The organism is Rothia sp. CCM 9416, from assembly GCF_048513535.1.
In the GTDB taxonomy this organism is placed as follows: Bacteria; Actinomycetota; Actinomycetes; order Actinomycetales; family Micrococcaceae; genus Rothia.
Genome location: NZ_JBLXXR010000002.1, coordinates 157,785 through 176,837 on the forward strand (window position 1 = coordinate 157,785; position 19,053 = coordinate 176,837).

Annotated in this window: 20 protein-coding genes; 12 read left to right on the forward strand and 8 right to left on the reverse strand. The window is 56.6% G+C overall.

Going from position 1 to position 19,053, the window contains the following annotated elements; genetic code table 11:
- The first annotated feature begins 144 nt into the window (after positions 1-144).
- Positions 145-558, forward strand: a complete 414-nt coding sequence (locus tag ACN080_RS01800) for a hypothetical protein (RefSeq protein WP_419112893.1) — start codon at positions 145-147, stop codon at positions 556-558.
- Between the two features lies 1 nt (position 559).
- Positions 560-1,486, forward strand: coding sequence for a LysR substrate-binding domain-containing protein (locus ACN080_RS01805; RefSeq protein ID WP_419112894.1), 927 nt, complete (start codon positions 560-562; stop codon positions 1,484-1,486).
- 46 nt (positions 1,487-1,532) lie between these two features.
- Here ACN080_RS01805 and ACN080_RS01810 read toward each other — a convergent pair whose 3' ends face one another.
- Positions 1,533-2,582: a mechanosensitive ion channel family protein gene (locus tag ACN080_RS01810; protein ID WP_419112895.1), complete on the reverse strand. Its 1,050-nt coding sequence runs from the start codon at positions 2,580-2,582 to the stop codon at positions 1,533-1,535.
- 149 nt (positions 2,583-2,731) lie between these two features.
- Between ACN080_RS01810 and ACN080_RS01815 the strand changes: the two genes are divergently transcribed.
- Genes ACN080_RS01815 through ACN080_RS01825 form a run of 3 tightly spaced genes read left to right on the forward strand, consistent with a single transcriptional unit; the run spans position 2,732 to position 5,557 of the window.
- On the forward strand, positions 2,732-3,211 hold the full coding sequence (locus ACN080_RS01815) for an NUDIX hydrolase (RefSeq protein ID WP_419112896.1): 480 nt from the start codon (positions 2,732-2,734) through the stop codon (positions 3,209-3,211).
- A gap of 2 nt (positions 3,212-3,213) precedes the next feature.
- On the forward strand, positions 3,214-4,329 hold the full coding sequence (locus ACN080_RS01820) for a glycine betaine ABC transporter substrate-binding protein (protein ID WP_419112897.1): 1,116 nt from the start codon (positions 3,214-3,216) through the stop codon (positions 4,327-4,329).
- A 10-nt stretch (positions 4,330-4,339) separates the two neighbouring features.
- A complete protein-coding gene (locus ACN080_RS01825) occupies positions 4,340-5,557 on the forward strand; it encodes a pyridoxal phosphate-dependent aminotransferase (protein WP_419110736.1) in 1,218 nt (405 codons plus the stop codon).
- 100 nt (positions 5,558-5,657) lie between these two features.
- Here the strand turns inward: ACN080_RS01825 and ACN080_RS01830 are convergent, their stop codons facing one another.
- A complete protein-coding gene (locus tag ACN080_RS01830; protein ID WP_419099371.1) occupies positions 5,658-5,894 on the reverse strand; it encodes an exodeoxyribonuclease VII small subunit in 237 nt (78 codons plus the stop codon).
- A gap of 61 nt (positions 5,895-5,955) precedes the next feature.
- Positions 5,956-7,257, reverse strand: a complete 1,302-nt coding sequence (gene xseA, locus ACN080_RS01835; RefSeq protein WP_419112898.1) for an exodeoxyribonuclease VII large subunit — start codon at positions 7,255-7,257, stop codon at positions 5,956-5,958.
- A 135-nt stretch (positions 7,258-7,392) separates the two neighbouring features.
- Between xseA and ACN080_RS01840 the strand changes: the two genes are divergently transcribed.
- Together ACN080_RS01840 and ACN080_RS01845 are read left to right on the forward strand one after the other, a co-directional pair.
- Entirely contained in the window at positions 7,393-8,613 is a 1,221-nt protein-coding gene (locus ACN080_RS01840; protein ID WP_419112899.1) for a hypothetical protein, read from the forward strand.
- Positions 8,614-8,633: 20 nt separating this feature from the next.
- The gene (locus ACN080_RS01845; protein WP_419099374.1) at positions 8,634-9,725 is read left to right on the forward strand and encodes a 4-hydroxy-3-methylbut-2-enyl diphosphate reductase; all 1,092 of its coding nucleotides are present in this window, start codon (positions 8,634-8,636) and stop codon (positions 9,723-9,725) included.
- 3 nt (positions 9,726-9,728) lie between these two features.
- Here the strand turns inward: ACN080_RS01845 and ACN080_RS01850 are convergent, their stop codons facing one another.
- Positions 9,729-10,994, reverse strand: a complete 1,266-nt coding sequence (locus ACN080_RS01850) for a DNA recombination protein RmuC (RefSeq protein ID WP_419112900.1) — start codon at positions 10,992-10,994, stop codon at positions 9,729-9,731.
- 92 nt (positions 10,995-11,086) lie between these two features.
- Between ACN080_RS01850 and ACN080_RS01855 the strand changes: the two genes are divergently transcribed.
- Complete coding sequence (locus ACN080_RS01855) at positions 11,087-11,410, forward strand: DMT family transporter (protein ID WP_419099376.1); 324 nt, start codon at positions 11,087-11,089, stop codon at positions 11,408-11,410.
- A 10-nt stretch (positions 11,411-11,420) separates the two neighbouring features.
- Here the strand turns inward: ACN080_RS01855 and ACN080_RS01860 are convergent, their stop codons facing one another.
- From ACN080_RS01860 to ACN080_RS01875, 4 genes are read right to left on the reverse strand one after another with little or no spacing between them, the layout of a single operon-like run.
- Positions 11,421-12,026 carry a response regulator transcription factor gene (locus tag ACN080_RS01860; RefSeq protein ID WP_419111532.1) on the reverse strand — a complete coding sequence of 202 codons (606 nt, stop codon included), beginning with the start codon at positions 12,024-12,026 and terminating at the stop codon, positions 11,421-11,423.
- Complete coding sequence (locus ACN080_RS01865; RefSeq protein ID WP_419112901.1) at positions 12,023-13,135, reverse strand: sensor histidine kinase; 1,113 nt, start codon at positions 13,133-13,135, stop codon at positions 12,023-12,025. The genes ACN080_RS01860 and ACN080_RS01865 overlap by 4 nt, the downstream gene beginning before the upstream one ends.
- A 17-nt stretch (positions 13,136-13,152) precedes the next feature.
- Positions 13,153-13,917 (reverse strand): ABC transporter permease, encoded by a 765-nt coding sequence (locus ACN080_RS01870; RefSeq protein WP_419112902.1) that lies wholly within the window; start codon positions 13,915-13,917, stop codon positions 13,153-13,155.
- 23 nt (positions 13,918-13,940) lie between these two features.
- The gene (locus tag ACN080_RS01875) at positions 13,941-14,846 is read right to left on the reverse strand and encodes an ABC transporter ATP-binding protein (protein WP_419112903.1); all 906 of its coding nucleotides are present in this window, start codon (positions 14,844-14,846) and stop codon (positions 13,941-13,943) included.
- A 265-nt stretch (positions 14,847-15,111) separates the two neighbouring features.
- Here ACN080_RS01875 and ychF point away from each other — a divergent pair, with 265 nt between their 5' ends.
- The 4 genes from ychF to ACN080_RS01895 all read left to right on the forward strand — a co-directional run bounded on the left by ychF (position 15,112) and on the right by ACN080_RS01895 (position 18,914).
- Complete coding sequence (ychF, locus tag ACN080_RS01880; protein WP_419111529.1) at positions 15,112-16,197, forward strand: redox-regulated ATPase YchF; 1,086 nt, start codon at positions 15,112-15,114, stop codon at positions 16,195-16,197.
- 37 nt (positions 16,198-16,234) lie between these two features.
- Complete coding sequence (locus tag ACN080_RS01885; RefSeq protein ID WP_419112904.1) at positions 16,235-17,359, forward strand: hypothetical protein; 1,125 nt, start codon at positions 16,235-16,237, stop codon at positions 17,357-17,359.
- Positions 17,360-17,654: 295 nt separating this feature from the next.
- Positions 17,655-18,065: a DoxX family membrane protein gene (locus tag ACN080_RS01890; RefSeq protein WP_419112905.1), complete on the forward strand. Its 411-nt coding sequence runs from the start codon at positions 17,655-17,657 to the stop codon at positions 18,063-18,065.
- A gap of 111 nt (positions 18,066-18,176) precedes the next feature.
- A complete protein-coding gene (locus ACN080_RS01895; RefSeq protein ID WP_419112906.1) occupies positions 18,177-18,914 on the forward strand; it encodes a hypothetical protein in 738 nt (245 codons plus the stop codon).
- The last annotated feature ends 139 nt before the right edge of the window (positions 18,915-19,053 follow it).

A 19,053-nucleotide genomic window follows, 5' to 3' on the forward strand; every position in this document is an offset into this window, starting at 1 on the left:
ACCTATTTGCCAAGAAATTGTGACCTTACTCTCACCTTCTGGAAAGCTGTTGCCAGGCCATGCCGTTAGACTGGGGGAATGAGGGAATGGCTAGAAGGCTTGCACTGGAGTGCCGCAATAGGATTCATGTGGCTGGTAGGCATAGTGCGAACAAGCATCGTCTTTTCCCTGGGCTGGCTGGCCTCGACCGGTAGCAGTCGCTTCCACAAAATTCGCTACCTGATGGACCACCCCCTCTACCGCAGAGCCCAGTTTTTTGTGAACCGCTGGGGTGTCTTGGCAGTTCCCGCCTGTTTTGTGACGGTTGGCTTTCAGACCGCAGTTATCCTCACGACTGGCTTTACCCGCATGCCACTTACCCGATGGGTACCAGCCATGCTCGTCGGCACTTTCTTCTGGGGAACAATTTACGCAACGGTCGGTATGTCGGTGATTTGGCTCTGGCTAGAAAACCCGGCTGTTGCCCTCTCACTGGTGCTTATATTCCTGATCCTTGTGCTGCTCATCCGGTGGCACGGTGCACGGCGTTCAAAGCCCCAACTGCCGAAAGGTAAATAGCGTGATACTCAGCCAAGCTATCCTCGCCCATACAGATTTGTTAGTAGATGGACACACGGATCGCTATGAGCAGGTTGGTAAAGTGCCAGGCCTGTGCGTGGGCTTTGTGCCCGGTGTGATGCCGGGTAAGTGGTTCAACCGTTGGCGCGATCGCTATTGGGCGCTGGCCCCGCTAACCGATGTGGCACTTGGGGAGAGCAAAGGGCTTGCCGCCCTCGATGCCTTTGCCGATATGGTGCTTGTGCGAGCCGAGGATGAACCTGCAGCGCGCGATAAGAACCTCTACCACGCTATTGAGCTCTACCGCGAAGTGCCCGTTGTCGTTCTGCCCAAAGACCATCTGTTCACCCTCCTAGAGGCGGTCCCGGTGGCTGATCTGGCTGAGGAGTTCCTACTTCAAGATCCTAGGGAGATACCGGGCTGGGAACACACCGAGCAGACTCGTATCGTGCAGGAATCCCGCCCGCTACCTTCCATGAGGCACCGGGCCGATGCCGTAGAGCTGGTCGCCGCTGGTCTGGGCTTGCTGGTGGTGCCTATGTCTCTTGCCCGCTTCTACCACCGCAAGGACGTCACCTACCGCCCTGTTGAAGGACTAGAAGAGTACCAGGTCTTGCTGGTCTGGAAGCGCCAGGCACGCCAAGAAGAGCGGGAAGCTGTGATTCAGGATTTTGTGGGTATTACCAGGGGCAGAACAGCCGCCTCTCAGAGGGGCAGTGACACCCGCGAAACCGCCTTAGAGAAGCAAGGCCGTGAAAAAGAGGAAGCCAAGCGTAAACGTCAGGCCGCCAATAAACGGCGTGAAACCGAGGACCGTAAGAGACGCAATGCGCAAAAGAGCGGTAACATGCGGCAGTTCCAGGCTCAAAAGGGTGCTAAGCCCGCCCCCAAGGGGAGCGGGCGCGGTAGCCGAGGCAAAAAGCGCTAACCCCTCCGGTGTCCTCCGTAGGGTGCACCTATGCTAGACGCTGACTTTACTTCTTGTCGAAGGCGGAAGCGTCGGTAAATTTTTGGGGTGTGGTGCTAGCGCTAGCGACAGAACCATTACCGTGCACTTGGCTGTGAATTACCGACTGCTGAGCAAGCGGGATACGAATTCCTTGCTTATCCATAGCTTTTTTGAGTTCGGCGCGGAGTTTACGGCCCACAGCAAACTGCTCGGACGGGGCAGTAGTCACCGTCAAACGTAGAATCACGGATTCGCCGGTCACCGACTGGACACCTAGATACTGGGGTTGGCCTGACACATTGCCCTTAATTCCGGGTAGTTCAATAGCCTCCTGGGTGGATTTGACCAGGAAATCAGCCATTTCGTCGATATCTGCCTCGTAGGGGATAGGCAGGTCAATAACGATTCGTGCCCAGCCCTGGGATGAGTTGCCCACTCTTAGGATTTCACCGTTGCGCACATGCCACAGGGTGCCCTGGACGTCTCGTACCTGGGTCGTACGTAGGCCTACATCTTCAACTTCCCCTTCTGTATCGCCTAGATTAACCCAGTCACCGATACCTAGCTGATCTTCAGCCACAATAAAGATGCCCGAAAGGAAGTCCTTGACTAGGGACTGCGCGCCGAAGGACAGCGCCACACCCACAACACCGGCAGATGCGATTACCGGTGCAATATTGAAACCGAGCTCAGCGATAACCATGACGATGGTGACGGTCCAGATCATGATGGCTGAAACTGACCGGAGAACGGAGCCTACGGTGTGAGCGCGCTGGGCCTGCCGGGCGGAGGCCAGGGACGTATCTGAGGACCAGCGTTTAGCGAGCAAGCCTTTCTTATCTTCGCTGGCTACGATTCGGCTTCGAGTCCCGCGTGCAATGGAATCAGCGACATGCCTGATAACCACCCGTAAGAGTATGTGCAAAATACCCCCGATGGTAAGAATCAGAAGGATGCGAAGCGGTGCACCCATCCAGAAATCTATGCTGGTCATCCGCGCCATGATACTTTCTGCTGCAGCGGTTCCCTGCTCAATTGAAGAATTCTCTGCTAGTACATTCCCTGAAAAACTCATACCCAAGAGCCTAATACCTTTTCTTCTGTAAAGCTGAAGACAAACCAGATAGATGAGCGGTAGCTGAATATGGTGGTGGGGCTGGCAAATGACACCGGCCCAGGTCGCTAAACTGGTGGAAGAGAATCGATAGTAAAGGAAACCCTTGCATGCCTCAGCCGAAAATGGAAACCCGCCCGGCCGCCTATGCAGTAGTTATTGAAGACGAGCAGATTCTGCTAGCACGGTGGGTTCCTCACATTCCGGGCTTCAAACCCGGCCTGACCCTACCTGGGGGAGGCATGGAACCGGGCGAACAGCCAGCAGATGCTGCCCGGCGTGAGGTGCTAGAAGAAACAGGTTACACCGTGGAACTTGATGGTCTGCTGGGCGTGCATGCCGGCTACTTTGGCCCTAACCAGGGAAGTGACCTACCTTTTTGTGCACTTCGTACTATCTACCGGGCTCATAGGACAGGCGGGGAACTGCGCTCAGAAACTGGAGGCTCAACTGACCTTGCCCTGTGGGTTCCTTTAGCCGAATTGGAAAACCATGTCTATTACTCCCTGGTTGATGAAGCCGCCCGTATGATGGGCTACCCCGATGCCCTTGCTCTGAGCCGGGTCTACCAGAAGAAAGGCGCTAAGTGACTATGCCGATTAAAGCTTTGCGCTGGCAAGTGATGGGGCTGGGGGCGGTGGCAGCCTTAGCTTTTACCTCATGTGGAGCCTCTGGGGCAGGAACAACCCACAGTTCCCCGTCAGTAGTTTCAAGCGCTACCATCCGCATCGGAACCGGACTTACACCTGAAACCAGGCACGCAGCCTACATCTATCAGGTGGCTTTGCAAGAGGCTGGTTACAGCGCGGAGGTTGTGGAAACCGGGAGGGATCGTTCTGCTATTTTCGAGCAGATGCACATCGATATGAACAGTTCAGCAACTGCCCAACCTACCTCAATATCCCCCGACGGGGACGCTGTTCATATCACCCCTGACCTCTCAGGTGATCTCTTGCTCTACCTGACCGACAACGGTTCGACAAGCCCCAGCATCATCAATGATCAGCGCACCCAGGCTCAGTCAAGAGTGCAGGCCACTGAGCAGTCTAGCCAACCGGCAACAAGCTCCGCTTGGCTAGCCTCAGCCACAGCTAGCCCCAGCCCCACAAACCTTAACGTTCGGGGTCTGAGCAGTAACGATATCGTCAGCTACGTTGACCTTGCGCTCCCCGACACCCTTGAATTGCTCAACCCCTCAGCCGCCACAAACCGTTACGGCTACGTGGTAACCGCCGCTACCGCCCAAAAATACGGTTTAGGTAGCATGAGTGACCTTGGCGAAAAATGCGCCCAGCTTAGCCTAGTAGCCCCCGCTACCTACACCGCAAACCCAAGCGGCGAAAACTCACTGCGAGAATATTATGGCTGTATGCCCGACCAAGTCCGTACCACCGATGAACGGACCGAACAGGCCAAGCAGCTCATTAGGGGGCAGACGGACCTGGCCTACATGTTTTCGGCTAGTGCCGATATATCGGCCAATAATCTGACACTGCTCGATGATCCGGAAAGGACACAGCTGGCCCAGAATATCGTGCCGCTGGTGCGTGCGGGGGAAATACCACAAGAAGCCCGGGACATCATCGACGGTGTATCTGCTCAGCTCAACACCGACTCACTTATTCGTCTCAACAGCTTAACCAGCGGTGATAATGCCGTCTCAGAAACTGATGCCGCACATTTCTGGTTGAGCACCCTCAGGGGGTAATCTAAGTCTCATGGCATTCAAGCAAACAAAAAAACTTCAAAACGTCCTCTACGACATTCGTGGGCCTATCTTAGAAGAGGCCCACCGTATGGAGGCCCGCGGTCACCGTATTCTTAAGCTAAATATCGGCAACCCCGCGCCCTTCGGTTTTGAAGCGCCTGAAACCATCATGATGGATATCATCGAGCACCTGCCCTACACCCAGGGCTACTCGGATTCCCGTGGCCTCTACTCGGCCCGTACCGCCATTGTGCAGTACTACCAGAACGAGGGCATCATGAACATCACCACCGACGACGTTTACCTGGGTAATGGTGTCTCTGAGCTTATCCCCATGACACTGCAGGCCTTGCTAGATGATGGGGAAGAGATTCTGGTCCCCAGTCCCGACTACCCTCTGTGGACTGCCGCTACCCAGCTGGCTGGCGGCAAGCCGGTGCACTACCTCTGTAAGGAGGAAGACAACTGGTTCCCGGATATAGAAGATATCAAGTCCAAAATTACTTCTAAGACACGCGGCATTGTGGTAATCAACCCCAATAATCCGACCGGCGCCGTCTACTCACCTCAGCTTCTGAGGCAGATTGTAGATATTGCTCGGGAACATGAGTTGGTCATTTTCGCTGATGAAATCTACGAGAAGATTCTCTACGACGGTGCCACCATGACGCACGTAGCTTCTATCGCCGATGATGACGTGCTGACCCTGACTTTCTCCGGTCTTTCCAAGGCCTACCGGGTCTGCGGTTACCGTGCCGGCTGGGTCGCTATTTCCGGCCCCAAGCTCGCGGCCGCCCCCTTCATTGAGGGCATTAACCTGCTGGCTAACATGCGTCTGTGCGCTAACGTACCTGCCCAGCACGCCGTACAAACAGCGCTGGGCGGCTACCAGTCCATCAAGGATTTGATTCTGCCCGGTGGCCGTCTTAAAGAGCAACGTGACCTGTCGTACCAGATGCTCAGTCAGATGGAGGGCGTGAGCGTCAAGCAGGCTGAAGGTGCGCTCTACCTCTTCCCCAAGCTCGATATTGATAAGTTCAACATCACCAGCGATGAGCAGTTCATGCTTGATTTGCTCAGGGAGCAGAAGATTCTGCTCAGCCACGGAACGGCCTTTAACTGGGGGCAACCCGACCACTTCCGACTGGTCTTCCTCCCGGATGTTCACACCCTGGCTGATGCGCTGGAACGCCTGGGCAACTTCCTGAGCGACTACAAACAGAATTAGTTGTAAAGGCCGACATATAGGCATATAGAGGCGCGCAGGCGCAGAGAAAGTGATGCCATTTTCTCTGCGCCTGCGTTCTTGCAGATTTGCGAGGCCAGGCCTAGCTAGTGGCCTGCTTGGCGGCATCTAAGCGCGCCTGGGCACCGTCAAGCCAGGCCTCACAACGAGCTGCCAAGGCCTCGCCGCGCTCCCAGAGGGCAATGGATTCTTCGAGGGTGGAAGCCCCGGACTCCATGCGGGTTACGACCTGCATGAGCTCTTCGCGGGCTTGTTCGTAGGAAAGCTCATCCACGGGGCGGGCATTAAGCTCGGTTGCAAATTCGATATTGTCGCTCACGATAATTCCTTCTATTAGTGTTTGGGTCTAAGTCGTTCTACAGGGCGGGGGAGAGATGGGGCTAGAGAGCACTATCTGAAACTGAGGTCACGGTGGCCTTCAGGCTACCCTGTGCCACACGCACTTTAAGAGCCTGCCCCTCTTCAAGGGTGCTACTGTCGCGGACTAGGGCTCCCGACGCTGTTTGTACCAGGGAATAGCCCCGTTCAAGCGTCTGCTGGGGGGAGAGCGCCGTGACCCGTGCCCTGAGCTGGCTCACCTGTTCACGGTCGCGTACCAGCCGATGGGTGGCCGCTGTTAATGCTCGGGCTCGGAGACGCTCAATATCCTCAGCCCGCGCCAGCATGGTTGAAGCTGGGGCGGCAAGGGCCGGGCGGGAACGGACCTGGGTTAGCCCCATGCGCTCACGCTGAATCAGCAGCTCAAGAGAGCGCATCAGCTGGTAGCGGGCTGCCCGGAAGAACTCACGCTCATCGGCGACATCGGGCACGATACGCTTACCAGCGTCGGTGGGTGTTGAAGCGCGCACATCGGCCACATGATCAAGGAGAGGTGAATCGGCCTCATGCCCGATAGCAGAGACCACAGGGGTGCGGGCCGCCGCAACGGCGCGAACCATGGCTTCTTCTGAGAAGGGCAGTAGATCCTCGAAGGAGCCACCACCGCGTGCAATTACAATCAGGTCAATGGAGGGATCCGCATCAAGCTCAGCCAGGGCCGCTGTTACCTGGGCTACCGCATGAACACCTTGAACAGCTACCTCCCGCACCGCAAAGTTAACAGCAGGCCAGCGGAGGCTGGCATTACGAATCACATCTTTGAGGGCATCTGAATCGCGCCCGGTAATCAAGCCGATGGTGTGGGGCAGTAGCGGGAGCGGTTTTTTGCGGCCGGCATCGAACAGGCCCTGGGCCTGGAGCTTGGCACGGAGCTGCTCAATACGTTCGAGCATGGAGCCCACACCCACCGGCTTAATGTTGGAACCTTGCATGGAGAGCCGACCGGTTTTAACCCAGAAATCTGGCTTAAGTTGCAGGGCGATGCGTGAACCTCGTTCTACCTGCCCCTGGATTTTTGCCATCTCTGAACCCCAGACCGTCACCGACACTGAGACTTCCTGGTCAATATCGCGCAGGGTCAGGTAAGAGACTCGGCCCCGGTGGTTGAGCTCAATTACCTGGCCTTCGACCCAGGTTGGCACACACCGGGCTATATACTCGTGCATCTTATGGGAGAGCAGATGAAGCGGCCAAGGGTTATCGGGTGTGGTCTGGCCGGCCCGTTGGGCATGTTGCCGGGGCTCCCGCCCTTCCTCTTGTTGCTGCTGGAGTTCAGCGAGCGTAGGTTCGCCAAAAGTATTCATATACCACTACTACCACCGGGGGCTGACACTTTTAGCCTCTTAACGAGGGGCGGTCGTACTTTTTATAGCATCAAAGGGCCTTCTACAGGTTAAAACACCCCAAAAGCTAGATAAACAAGCTACTATTCAAGGACTATGGGCACACAAAGTAGGCATGATTTTAATGAGCACGGTGACGGCAACTGGACTAACCCTCAGGTCCAGGCCGAGAATCAACGTGTCATCTACCAAGAAACTCAGGGGCAATCTGCTTCCGCTGTTAGAGCCGTAGCCTACGGCACAGCAGCTGCTTACCAGCACACGCTTCCCCAGGGGCAGGGGCAGGGGCAGGGGCGTGTGCCCCAGGCACAGACGGTTCCTGCTTCTTCCTACCCGGTTCCTGTAAATCCTGCGCCCCTACCTGCCTACCCCTACCCGGCCAAACCTCCTTATCGGATCTTTCGCCGCTTCTTCTGTAGTCTGCTAGCCCTGTTCACCCTCTTGTGTGGGCTAGCCGGTGCTACGGCCTACTGGGCCCAGAGCGCCATCGTCGATACCGATAACTTCACGGCTATGGCCCAGGGACTGGCGACAGACCAGGACTTCCAGAACAGCCTGGCCTCAGCGGTCACTGATGACATCATGGCTTCACCTACCATCAGCACCTACCTGGGGGACGGGAACAGTGAGACCTGGTACGGGGGCGCCCAGAACTGGTTATACGACCAGACCTATACCCTGGTTAACCAGGCCACAGGCACCGTCGTTGCCTCGGAAGACTACCCGGAGTTGTGGGCGAAAGCTATGAGTGACTCCCACCGCTATAACTTTTCGGGGGAGACCAGGCCCGCCATGCTCGACTTTTCAGCTATCTACGATAAAGCTAGTGATTCCCTGCGAGCCACAACTGGTATCTCACTTGATACCAGCGCCCTTCCCGGGCGAACCCTTATGCTCGATACCGGCGAGAGTATCTGGCCGGTTAACACAAGTATTAACACCCTGATAGGGTTCGCGGGCCTCTGGCCGATTCTTCTAGCCGGTTGCGCTGGCTCCGCCCTACTGGGCTTTCTGCTGTGGCCCGGTTCTAAATGTGCTCACCTGGCTTGCGTGGCTTTCATAGGTGCAGGACTTCTCTGGGCAACCGCCCTGATCGGTGGCGGAGCCTCATGGCTCTCGGGCCTTGGGCAGGGCGCAAGTAGCTCCGGTGTGCTCTTTTTCCAGAAACTCTCACAGTTAATTGCTGAATCCTTTGCCAGCTACCTGAATGGACTGGCCTTTGAGGTGCTGATTGCGGCGGTCGTCCTGACCCTGCTGGCAATTCTCATAGCGGTGCTCCGCGTAACTGCGAGACCCGCCACTGCACGCTTTCGCTAGAACAACGTAGGATAGAGACTATGTCCACTGCCGAAAAGACCATTGAACTGGGCCTGCCCACCGTGCCACGTGTGCGCCGGACCCGCCAAGAAATTGAGGCCGCCGCACCAACCGGCCCCAAAAAAGTACTTCTGGCCGCCCCGCGCGGCTACTGCGCTGGCGTTGACCGCGCGGTTATCGCCGTTGAACGTGCTCTAGAGCACTACGGTGCTCCGGTGTACGTGCGCAAACAGATTGTGCACAATCGACACGTCGTTGAGACTCTAGAAGCTCAGGGCGCAATCTTTGTGGACGAGGTAGAGGAAGTTCCCGAGGGCGCCGTCACCGTATTCTCAGCCCACGGTGTTTCCCCTGCCGTTGTCGATTCTGCCGCTGAGCGCCAGCTTAACACTATTGATGCGACCTGCCCACTGGTATCCAAGGTGCACCGGGAAGCGGTCCGCTTTGCTAAGCAGGACTATGACATTCTGCTGATCGGCCACACCGGCCACGAAGAGGTCGAGGGCACAGCAGGCGAAGCCCCCGAACACATCCAGATTGTTAACTCGCCCGACGAAGTTGACCGGGTAACTGTGCGCGACCCCGAAAAGGTCGTGTGGATTTCTCAGACAACCCTGTCGGTGGACGAAACCCTTGAGACCGTTGCCCGCCTGCGCGAGCGTTTCCCCACCCTCCAGGACCCGCCCTCAGACGATATCTGCTACGCAACCTCAAACCGCCAGGGTGCTATCAAGGAAATTGCTCCCAAGAGCGACCTCGTGATTGTTGTGGGTTCTTCTAACTCATCAAACTCGGTGCGCCTCAAGGAGGTCGCTGAGGAATACGGTGCTCAGCGTGCCGAGCGCGTTGATTTTGCTCACCAGGTCGATGAAGCCTGGTTTGAGGGCGTAACCACAGTGGGGCTGACCTCCGGTGCATCGGTTCCCGAGGTGCTGGTGCAAGAGGTCCTGCACCTGCTCGCTGACTACGGCTACACCGATGTTGAGGAACACGAAACCGCTAAGGAAGACATCCTCTTTTCCCTCCCCAAAGAACTGCGTGCTGCTCTGAAGAACGACACCGGTGCTCCCGCTATGCGGCTGGGCGGACGAGGTTCAAAGCCCACCCGCTAAGCCTTATTCATCAAAAAGAGGTTCATCGGTCCACGAGTCGTAAGGCTCAGGGCCGATGTTCTCTTTTCTCTGGGTACTCTCCGCATGGTACTGGGGGAGGGAGGTCATGAACTCCGGTGCCGTCAGCGGTTTAAGGCTAGCTTCCGAAGGGGTGGGGCTCAGGTGACCGGTAGCGTCCTGCACCCCGGAGAGAGCCGTCATCTTGCGGGCGGTCACAAACACACGGGTCTCTAAGGAACCCACCAGCGCGTTATACGAATCAACAGTGCGCGCCAAGGACTTACCCATACCCGCAAGATGGGACCCCGCGGTACCGAGTCGCTCATAGAGCTGCTGTGAAAGATTAAAGAGCTCCCGGGCGTTATCGGTCAGAGCATCCTGCCGCCAGGAGAAGGAAATAGCCTTAAGCGCGGCCAACAGCGATACAGGCGATACCAGTGCTACGTTCTTGGCCGCGGCGTAGTCCAAGAGCTTAGCGTCTGCGGTCAGTGCCGCCGAAAGGGCTGACTCTACCGGGATAAAGCAGAGCACCAATTCCGGTGAAGCCCCAAAACCGGCCCAATATTGCTTAGAGGCCAGGGCATCAAGGTGAGCGCGAACAGCCTTAGCGTGACGGCCCAATAGCTCAGCCTGCACCGGCCCCTCAGCCTCCTGGGCATCAAGGTAGGAACTCAAGGGTGCCTTAGCATCGAGTACCACCGTTTTACCGCCGGGTAGATGAACCACCATATCCGGTCGAATCTGTCGCTCCTGACCCCTGCTATCGGTAGCTACTGTGGTGTTCTGCTCGCTAAAGGTCACATGCCGGAGCATGCCGGCGGCCTCTACCACACGGCGTAGCTGGGCCTCACCCCAGCTACCCCGGGCACTGGTGGAGCGCAAAGCGGAAGAAAGCAGGCCCGTGACCTCGCGGAGCTGGTGGCTGGTCTTATTCGTCTCATTCAGAGCCTGAGCCAGGCCCCCGTACTGCTGGGCGCGCTGGGTCTCCATGGTGCGCACTGACTTTTCCATGGTTGCCAGCTGGGTCTTGACCGGGGCTAGCGCCAGTAGGACGTCTTCATCGGCCTCCGCCCGGGCCTGAAGCTCCCTGACCCGCTCACTTAGCAGAGTCTCAGCCCGCTGGGCGGCAGCAAGATCTGCAGTGAGCTGAGCATTTTTTTCGCGGAGCGCATCGGTAGAACCGTTGCCCGCCCGCCCCCAGAAGAAACCGGCCAGGGTGCCCAAAACCAGGGCAAGAATGATCGCAAGAAGAACCGTTGGTGTAGCCATAATCTCTACTCTAACCCGGCCCAGCAGATGCCCGCGCTGGGGTGGGCTGGGTCTCTGGCCTTTTAGAGCTTTGATGGGCACAATAGGTGACTATGCCCTACCTCTTTTTGACCATAGCAATTATCGCTGAACTGCTAGCAACCAGCCTGCTTAAATACACCGAAGGCTTCACCCGCTGGGGTTTTACTCTGGGGTGCCTCACCAGCTACGGCCTAGCTTTTTATATGCTCTCTATCGCCGTGCGTGATATCCCCGTGGGGGTGGCCTACGCCCTATGGTCGGGCCTGGGAACAGCGGCCATCGTAGGAATCGGCGCAATCTTCTTAGGGGAACCCGTCACAGTCACCAAAGTAGTGGGAATCGCCCTCATCATCGCCGGAGTTTTGGTGCTTAACCTGACCGGGGCCTCTCACTAAGGTAAGTCCTCTAAAGCCAGCCACGCTCGCGGGCTAGACGGGCGGCATCAAACCTGTTGGAGGCTTCTAACTTGGTGATGGCGCTCGATAGATGATTACGCACCGTCCCCTGGGAGAGATGCAAGTTCTGGGCAATAGCTGATACAGAGGCCCCTCTCTCCGCACCTACAAGGACCTGACGTTCGCGGTCGGTCAAAGGCGAACTCCCTACCGAGAAACTTTCGGCAGCCAGAGCCGGGTCAACCACTCGCAGGCCGGCATGGACCTTGCGGATAGTCTCCGCCAGCTGGGCTGCCGGCGTGTCTTTGACCACGAAGCCACAGGCCCCCGCCTCCAGTGCTCGGCTCAGGTAACCCGGCCTGCCAAAGGTTGTCACGATTAAAGAGCGGCAAGCTACTTTACGCTCTTTGAGCTGGGCAGCTACCTCAATACCGTTCATTGCTGGCATCTCAATGTCTAGGAGGACGACATCGGGTGAGCTCTGTTCAACAAGGGGGAAGACCTCGTCTCCCCGCCCGCAGGTGCCAACTAGTTCCAGGTCAGGCTGCAAGGACAGCAGCGCCCCCAAGGCTTCACGGACTAGTTGCTGATCATCAGCAATCAGAATCTTAATCATGCACTCCCTCCTGGGCCGGTCAGGGGTGAGGTATCCCCGTTCATCGTAGCCAGTAGACGGGTGGAGCTACCGTGGGCTATGAGCAGATCTCCGCCTGCTTCCTGCACTCTAGCCTGTAAGCCCAGCAGCCCGTTACCGGGTTTAAAGGGGCCCTTGGTGCCGTCGTCAATGATTTCGATTCGTTCGGCATCTAGATTTACCCAGCAGTTACGGGCCGATGAATGGCGTAGGACATTGGTGATGGCTTCGCGCAGCACCCAGCTAAAAAGAGTGGCATTATTCCCGGCTATCGCTACCCTAGCCGGTTCTGGCAGATGAGCCCTAATCTGGGCGGTTTCCAGAGCCCTACGAGCGGCTTCAAGCTGCCCAGCGAGATCGGGGCTCTTCATTCGGGTCACGGTAGCCCGTACTTCCGCTAGAGCGGTGCGCGATAGAACCGCTACCTCTTGCATCTGATCACGGGCTTTCTCCGGCTGGGCCGTGGCAAGTGCCGTGGCAAGTTCAGCTTTAAGGTTGATAACGGTCAGCGAATGCCCCAAAATATCGTGGACGTCCCGGGCTATGTGCTCAGCCTGTTGAGCCCGAGCCAGTTCTTCCTCCCGCTCCCTGCGCAGATCCGCCCAGTAACTTAGCGTTGCCATGACCAGCACAAAAAAGGAACCGGTAATGAATCCGTAGCCACCCCGGAACAAGATATCCCGGTAAAAGAAAACTAAGCAGGCCGACATCACCAGGGCTATCACAGCCCCGACGATGATCCCAACCCTTTGCGGCGCATGAAAAGCCCAGAGAGCCACGCAGAAAGAGGAAAGGTAGAAGCCCCATCCTCCTAGCACCGAAGATAGCCCAATAGCGGGAAGAAGGAGCAGCAGGTTCCAGTAGAGGGTCTTGAAAACGGGGCGAGGCTCGGTCAGCAAATCGTAGGCCCCAAAAGAGAGCAGGTAGATCAGGGAGAACAGGAGGAAGCAGATAAGTCCGACTACCTTCTGAGTGAACGTAAAAGAGCTGTTGTTCAGGAGGTAGCTCAGCGGGTAGAGCAGGAAGACCAGCCAAATCCCTGAGAAACCCGCTGCTACTCTGTCAAAGTTCTTGAGTGCGGAGAAGTTCACGGTTCTATTGTCTCACTCTAGCGGGAATGTACGCGCTTGCGGAGTAACCAGTTTCCCACCATGAAGACTGCTCCCCAGAAGGCCAGGTTTAGTAGGGCGTAGCTGACTGGCTCGGTGACAAACCAGGTGATGGGGTCGGTGGTGACGGTATCACCCCGGGTGAAGAAGTAACGGGAGAGCTGGGTAACCCCGTAGAGCGGGGTGAAACGTGCAACCGCCAAGAGGTCCGTGGAGAGCGGGCTGAAGGTGGTGCCAAAGAAGGAGAAGAAGACCAGCAGACCGGAAGCTACAGGGACGGCACGGGCGTTTTTGAAGAGTCTGGCAATGAGGCTCCCGTAGGCAACGAAGATAGCGGAGACGGCTAGGGTGACTAAGGCACAGGCTACCTGCTGGCCTAGAGGTATGCTGGCTTGAGTCAGCAGGGCGGTTAGATTGACGCAGAGCACCGGCAGAGCTGTTGTCACCAGTGCGTTGACAGTCTTAGTGGCAAGGAGCTGGCGAGAGGTTATTGGCGTCAGGGCCAGCTGGCGGCCCCAGCCTGACTCAATTTCAATCACCGCATTGCCGGCAGATGATACCGCGCCCACGACGGCACCGTAGACCGCCATACCCAGCATGACGTAGGCGGCAGCATCACCGTCCCTGAAGGCCATATGGCTGTAGTCCTGCATGGCCCCAAAGAGTAAGTAGAAGCCCACCGGCATCAGAAGCAGGTAGAAGAAAGACGAAAAGTTCATGAGGGAGTGCTTAAGGTCGTAGCCCATAAAGCGGAGAAGTTGCATAGCTGAATCCTTAGCGTGTGTGGTTAGTTGGTGCGGGCGAGGATACTAAAAGCCTCAGCCAGTGTTGGCTGGGTCACCTCTAGCTGGGTTAGGGGGTACTCAGCAAGCACGAAAGCCAGGAAGCGCTCGACCTCGACACAGCTCAGGGTGTACCTGCCCTTCTGGGCTGGACTGAGCTGGACACCCCATTCTTCTTGTTGCTGGGCAGTCAGTGCTAGCTCGCTACCACCGTCCAGGCGGAAACGTACGGTGCGCACACCTGCCTGTGCCCTTATCTGTTCGGTGGTGGCATCGGCAACCACTGAACCGTGGGACAGCATGATGATACGGTCGGCAAAGTCCTGGGCTTCTTCCAGGTAGTGTGTGGCAAAAAGAATGGTTTTGCCCAGGGTGGCCTGGGCGTGCATGGACTCCCAGAAGGCCGCGCGGGCTTTGACGTCCATGCCGGTAGTGGGTTCATCAAGCATAAGGATCGCTGGGTCACCCAAAAGGGCGATAGCGAACCTGACTTTTTGTTGCTGGCCGCCTGAGCACTTGGCGATCTTGCGGTTGGCGATATCGGCTATACCTGCGGCTTCGAGAGCTGCCCAGACCTTGGGTGCAGTGGGGTAGGTTGCGGCGACCATGGCTACCTGGTCTTTGACGGTGAGGTCTTTGAGCAGGCCACCGCTCTGGAGGACGGCAGCTACCCGGGATGCTCTGACTGCCTGCGCCGGTGCGGTTCCACAGATTTTAACGGACCCCGCCGTGGGGGAGGCCAACCCTAGGAGCATATCGAGCAGGGTCGATTTACCGGCCCCGTTTTCACCAAGGAGGGCAACAACTTCACCGGGAGCCACGGTGAAGCTAACGTCTTTGACTGCCTCAACGGTACCGGTGTGGCTGGTAAAGGTCTGGGTGAGGTGAGAGGCTGCAACTGCGGTTTTCATACTTCTAGCTTGCCGCTGGCCCGCCCTAGCGCCCGATGCTAAACGTCACGACTTACCCCTGATATTTGTCACGGTACAGGGGTACAGGGCAGGGACACGGGGCAGGGGATAGGACGCTCGGGGGCTAGCCCCCTGGCGCAGGTAGCTGATTACCGCCCTCTAACTAAGTTTGTGGCTTCTCACGCACCGCCGGCACCCTACCGCTTGTGCTCACCTAGTAGACTAGGGAGCAAAAGATTCTTCACAACAAAAGGCTTATATCTCCGTGGCTCTTACTATTGGTATTGTCGGTCTGCCTAACGTCGGCAAATCGACCCTCTTTAACGCACTGACTAAAAACAACATCCTGGCGGCAAACTACCCTTTCGCCACCATTGAACCGAACATTGGCGTAGTGAACCTGCCGGATGAGCGTCTTGCCCGCCTGGCAGAGATCTACGGTTCTGAACGTATCCTGCCTGCAACAGTGTCTTTCGTAGATATTGCCGGTATTGTACGTGGTGCGTCCGAGGGCGAAGGCTTGGGTAACCAGTTCCTGGCTAACATCCGTGAGGCGCACGCCATCGCCCAGGTCGTTCGTGCTTTTGACGACCCCGATGTTATCCATGTGGATGGCAAGGTAGACCCTGCCTCTGACATGGAAACCATCAACACCGAACTGGTGCTGGCGGATCTGCAGACCCTGGAGAACGCTATCCCGCGCCTGGAAAAGGCCGTCAAAATCAAGAAGGGCGACCCCGCCCAGCTTGAGGAGTACAAGAAGGCTCAGGCCATACTGGAACAGGGCGACACCCTGATTTCCAAGTACAAGGAAGCCAAGATCGACATGGCTTTGCTCAAGGAGCTGAACCTGCTGACCTCTAAGCCCTTCATCTACGTCTTTAACTCGGACGAGGGCGTGCTGGCTTCTGAGGAAAAGCAGCAGGAACTGCGTGAGCTGGTGGCACCTGCCGAGGCTGTCTTCCTGGACGCCAAGCTTGAGGCTGACATGGTGGAGCTCTCTGAGGAAGAAGCTCGCGAGATGCTAGAACTGAACGGTCAGGACGAATCTGGCCTGGACCAGCTAGCCCGTGTTGGCTTCTCTACCCTGGGCTTGCAGACCTACCTGACCGCTGGCCCTAAGGAGACCCGCGCCTGGACTATCTCCCAGGGCGACACCGCACCCCAGGCTGCCGGCGTGATTCACACTGATTTTGAGCGGGGCTTCATTAAAGCTGAGATTGTCTCCTTTGAGGACCTGGACGCCGCAGGCTCCATGGCTGAGGCTAAGGCCAAGGGCAAGGTCCGTATGGAAGGTAAGGACTACATCATGCAGGACGGCGACGTGGTGGAGTTCCGCTTCAACGTCTAGCTGCTGGAGACAAAAAGTGTTTTCTTGGTGGGGCGAGTTGAGCACTCGTTTGGACTGGTCTGACCCTAGCTTCATTGTTGCTCTCTTAACTCTTGTGGTTACAGCTGCGATTCCATGGTTGGTTTGGCGTCGTGGGGTAAAACAGTCAGAGCAGGATTCAGCCCTGCTTGCAAGCCAGGAGCAGATTCTTGCAAGGCAGGAGCAGATTCTTGCAAGGCAACGACGCGACACTCTTTTGACAACCCTTGATGACGCTTCATCCGACAGACACCTCCAACTTCTTTGGCGTGAAGTAGAGGAGTTCGAGGGAGAAGATCGCGACTTGCTCCGCTCCGCTTTTCGCGCGAATCCGTCTATCGCGCTTCCGGGCGGGGCAAATAGCATCGAGGCAGCTGATTCGCTGGATCAAAAGGCTTTGGATGATTACACGGCTGGCTTAGAACGTCGTTACTCTGTTGCAGGTATATATCCTAGCTATACGGGCCTTCTCGATTTCCTGAGGCGTGTAGTAACGAACACTGGATTAAAAACTGATCTCTCAATCATCGTAGATTTAGTGACTGGCCCTACTGCGCAGTTGCAGAAGCCTGGCCACCAGTTCTTCCGGGATCTGGTGGAGGTGCTACCAGAATCTGCTGCGAGCCTTCTCTACAAAGTTGAGGAAATAGACTACCGGACCTCAGGTGGCTTACGGCTCAATGTTCTTACAGGAGTGCTTCTTGGTTTAAAGGACGCAGAATTGGGGCGTGGGATGGGGCGGGGACAACCTAACAGCTTGCAGGTATCTGTATTCAGAGAGCAGGTTCCTACTTCGTTAGCTTTCTTGCTTCATCGGGACAATTTGCGGTCGTTTGACAAGTGGTCAACAGATGGTTCTACAGAACCTGTATCCGCTACAGTTGCTTGGCTGATACGGGCGGTCGGTTGGTTCGCTGATACTGATGATCACTTGGCGAAGCGGATGGTAGAGAAGCTTTTATACGCTATAGAATCGATTCCAGTAGGAGATCGACAATGGGGAATTGATGCTGAAGATGTCCGGTACGGTTTCTCTTCGATACAGCGTAAGCAACCACGAATATGGAACCGTTATGGACCTGATCTTGAAGGTGCCGCTGATACTGTTGGGAGCTGGAGAGCCAAGGAGCTGGGGATGGCATAAATTAAGCTTTGCAAATCATCATGCAGGCAAGGCCCACCGTATTATGAGGAGGGACGGAAAACGCGAGGGAGGGGCACATTAGACGCGTAATAACCGCCAAGGTGAGCACTGTAAGAAGCTAGCTTGAAGCACTTGGCCGCAGTCTCGCGATCGAGTACGTCTCGGGTGACCAGCGCGTTCAAGGTACTTAGCTGGAAGCTTGTGGGAAAGGCTTGAAAGGTTGCGCAAGCTGACTTTACAGCCTACCTTTCTTCTGATGAGGCTTTAATGTGAGCCGTGAACGATAATGGTGTCTATGCTTTCTTTTTCTCAGCATCTGTTACGCCTGCTTATGGGCTCTTTCATGCTTTTGGCTGGTACCGCTCACCTGAGCTACGCCCGCCAGTCCTTCCTGGCCCAGGTGCCCGTCTGGCTACCACTTGATCCAGACTTGGTTGTGGTGGCCTCCGGGCTGGTGGAGCTAGGCTTCGGTCTGGGCTTACTCTTTGCCCCGCAAAGCTCCCGTAGGGCAGTAGCCCTAGCGCTAGCTCTCTTCTACGTCCTCATCTTCCCCGGCAACATCAACCAGTACCTTCAAGGGATTGATGCCTTCGGGCTAGATACTGACGCCAAGCGCTTTGTCCGTCTGCTCTTCCAGCCCCTGCTCGTCCTTGCCGCTCTCTGGGCCGGAGGGATCCTGCCCAGAGGTAAAAAACTAGAGCCCTAATCCCTTGCTGAGGTCCAGGCCAGTAGACGGGCCAAACGATCTGCGAGCCCTATACTGGCTTAAACAGGAAAAGAAAAAGAGACAACACTCAAGGGACCTGCAGGAGGATAAATGTCCGCCACAAAATTTTCTCTCCTACTGTGTAGTGGCCTACTAGTGCTAAGCGCTTGCGGTGGCCCTGAGCCGGGAACTGACAGTAACCCATCAGCCAGCTCTCCCGTGAGCCCCTCACCAAGCTCAACCGAAAGCCCTAGACCGTCTAGCTCACCCACCGTCACTGTCTCACCAGCTACCGCTAGTACCTCCGCTAGCCCAACAGCTCCTGCAAGCTCATCCACCCCTGCGACAGCAAACCCCACCAACCAGCAGCCGGGGGCCGCCCATCAAACTACCGCCCCACCGCTGACTGAAAGAAAAGGCTACATCCCGCAGGGCGCGGTTCCTGTCACCTCCTTCTACCCGGTCAGCGAGAACTGGAATGTTGGTATTATCGTGAGCCCCTCAGGCAATATCGGGTGCGATGTTAGAGGCACTACCACAGCCGTCTGCGGGGTGGTCTCCTACGCGGAGGAAAGGAAGTACACAGAACCCTCAGCACTGCTTACCCGGTGGATTTTCTCGCTGGATGATTCGGTCCAGCAGGTGGAGCTAGGGGCACGGGGTGATGCCCTCTTCTTCATGATGAACCAGTCTAACCCTTCTGGTGGTTCTGCCCAGGTGGTGCCTTATGGGACCAGTGTTTACTCCCAGCACCTGGCCTGTGAGTCGGCACAAGAGGCCATGACCTGCTGGAACACTAAGACCGGCAGGGGAGTTGTGATGAGTCGAGAGGGCTACAGTACTTTTTAGCTCTGCTAACCGCTTTACAGACAGTTCTTCTCTCTTGTCACTCAACTTTCTCAAGCCTGTTAAGTTAAGTTCTGGATCTCTGCAGCGTTTTGCTTCTTGTCAGATGCCCATTCAAAGTTCTACTGTGTTAGTACCGGAC

Bases quoted from the DNA above. Each gene is read 5' to 3' on its own strand.
- ACN080_RS01810 (WP_419112895.1), bottom strand. From the start codon at position 2,582: ATGAGTTTTTCAGGGAATGTACTAGCAGAGAATTCTTCAATTGAGCAG.
- ACN080_RS01815 (WP_419112896.1), top strand. From the start codon at position 2,732: ATGCCTCAGCCGAAAATGGAAACCCGCCCGGCCGCCTATGCAGTAGTT.
- ACN080_RS01820 (WP_419112897.1), top strand. From the start codon at position 3,214: ATGCCGATTAAAGCTTTGCGCTGGCAAGTGATGGGGCTGGGGGCGGTG.
- ACN080_RS01825 (WP_419110736.1), top strand. From the start codon at position 4,340: ATGGCATTCAAGCAAACAAAAAAACTTCAAAACGTCCTCTACGACATT.
- xseA (WP_419112898.1), bottom strand. From the start codon at position 7,257: ATGAATACTTTTGGCGAACCTACGCTCGCTGAACTCCAGCAGCAACAA.
- ACN080_RS01840 (WP_419112899.1), top strand. From the start codon at position 7,393: ATGGGCACACAAAGTAGGCATGATTTTAATGAGCACGGTGACGGCAAC.
- ACN080_RS01845 (WP_419099374.1), top strand. From the start codon at position 8,634: ATGTCCACTGCCGAAAAGACCATTGAACTGGGCCTGCCCACCGTGCCA.
- ACN080_RS01850 (WP_419112900.1), bottom strand. From the start codon at position 10,994: ATGGCTACACCAACGGTTCTTCTTGCGATCATTCTTGCCCTGGTTTTG.
- ACN080_RS01855 (WP_419099376.1), top strand. From the start codon at position 11,087: ATGCCCTACCTCTTTTTGACCATAGCAATTATCGCTGAACTGCTAGCA.
- ACN080_RS01860 (WP_419111532.1), bottom strand. From the start codon at position 12,026: ATGATTAAGATTCTGATTGCTGATGATCAGCAACTAGTCCGTGAAGCC.
- ACN080_RS01870 (WP_419112902.1), bottom strand. From the start codon at position 13,917: ATGCAACTTCTCCGCTTTATGGGCTACGACCTTAAGCACTCCCTCATG.
- ACN080_RS01875 (WP_419112903.1), bottom strand. From the start codon at position 14,846: ATGAAAACCGCAGTTGCAGCCTCTCACCTCACCCAGACCTTTACCAGC.
- ACN080_RS01890 (WP_419112905.1), top strand. From the start codon at position 17,655: ATGCTTTCTTTTTCTCAGCATCTGTTACGCCTGCTTATGGGCTCTTTC.
- ACN080_RS01895 (WP_419112906.1), top strand. From the start codon at position 18,177: ATGTCCGCCACAAAATTTTCTCTCCTACTGTGTAGTGGCCTACTAGTG.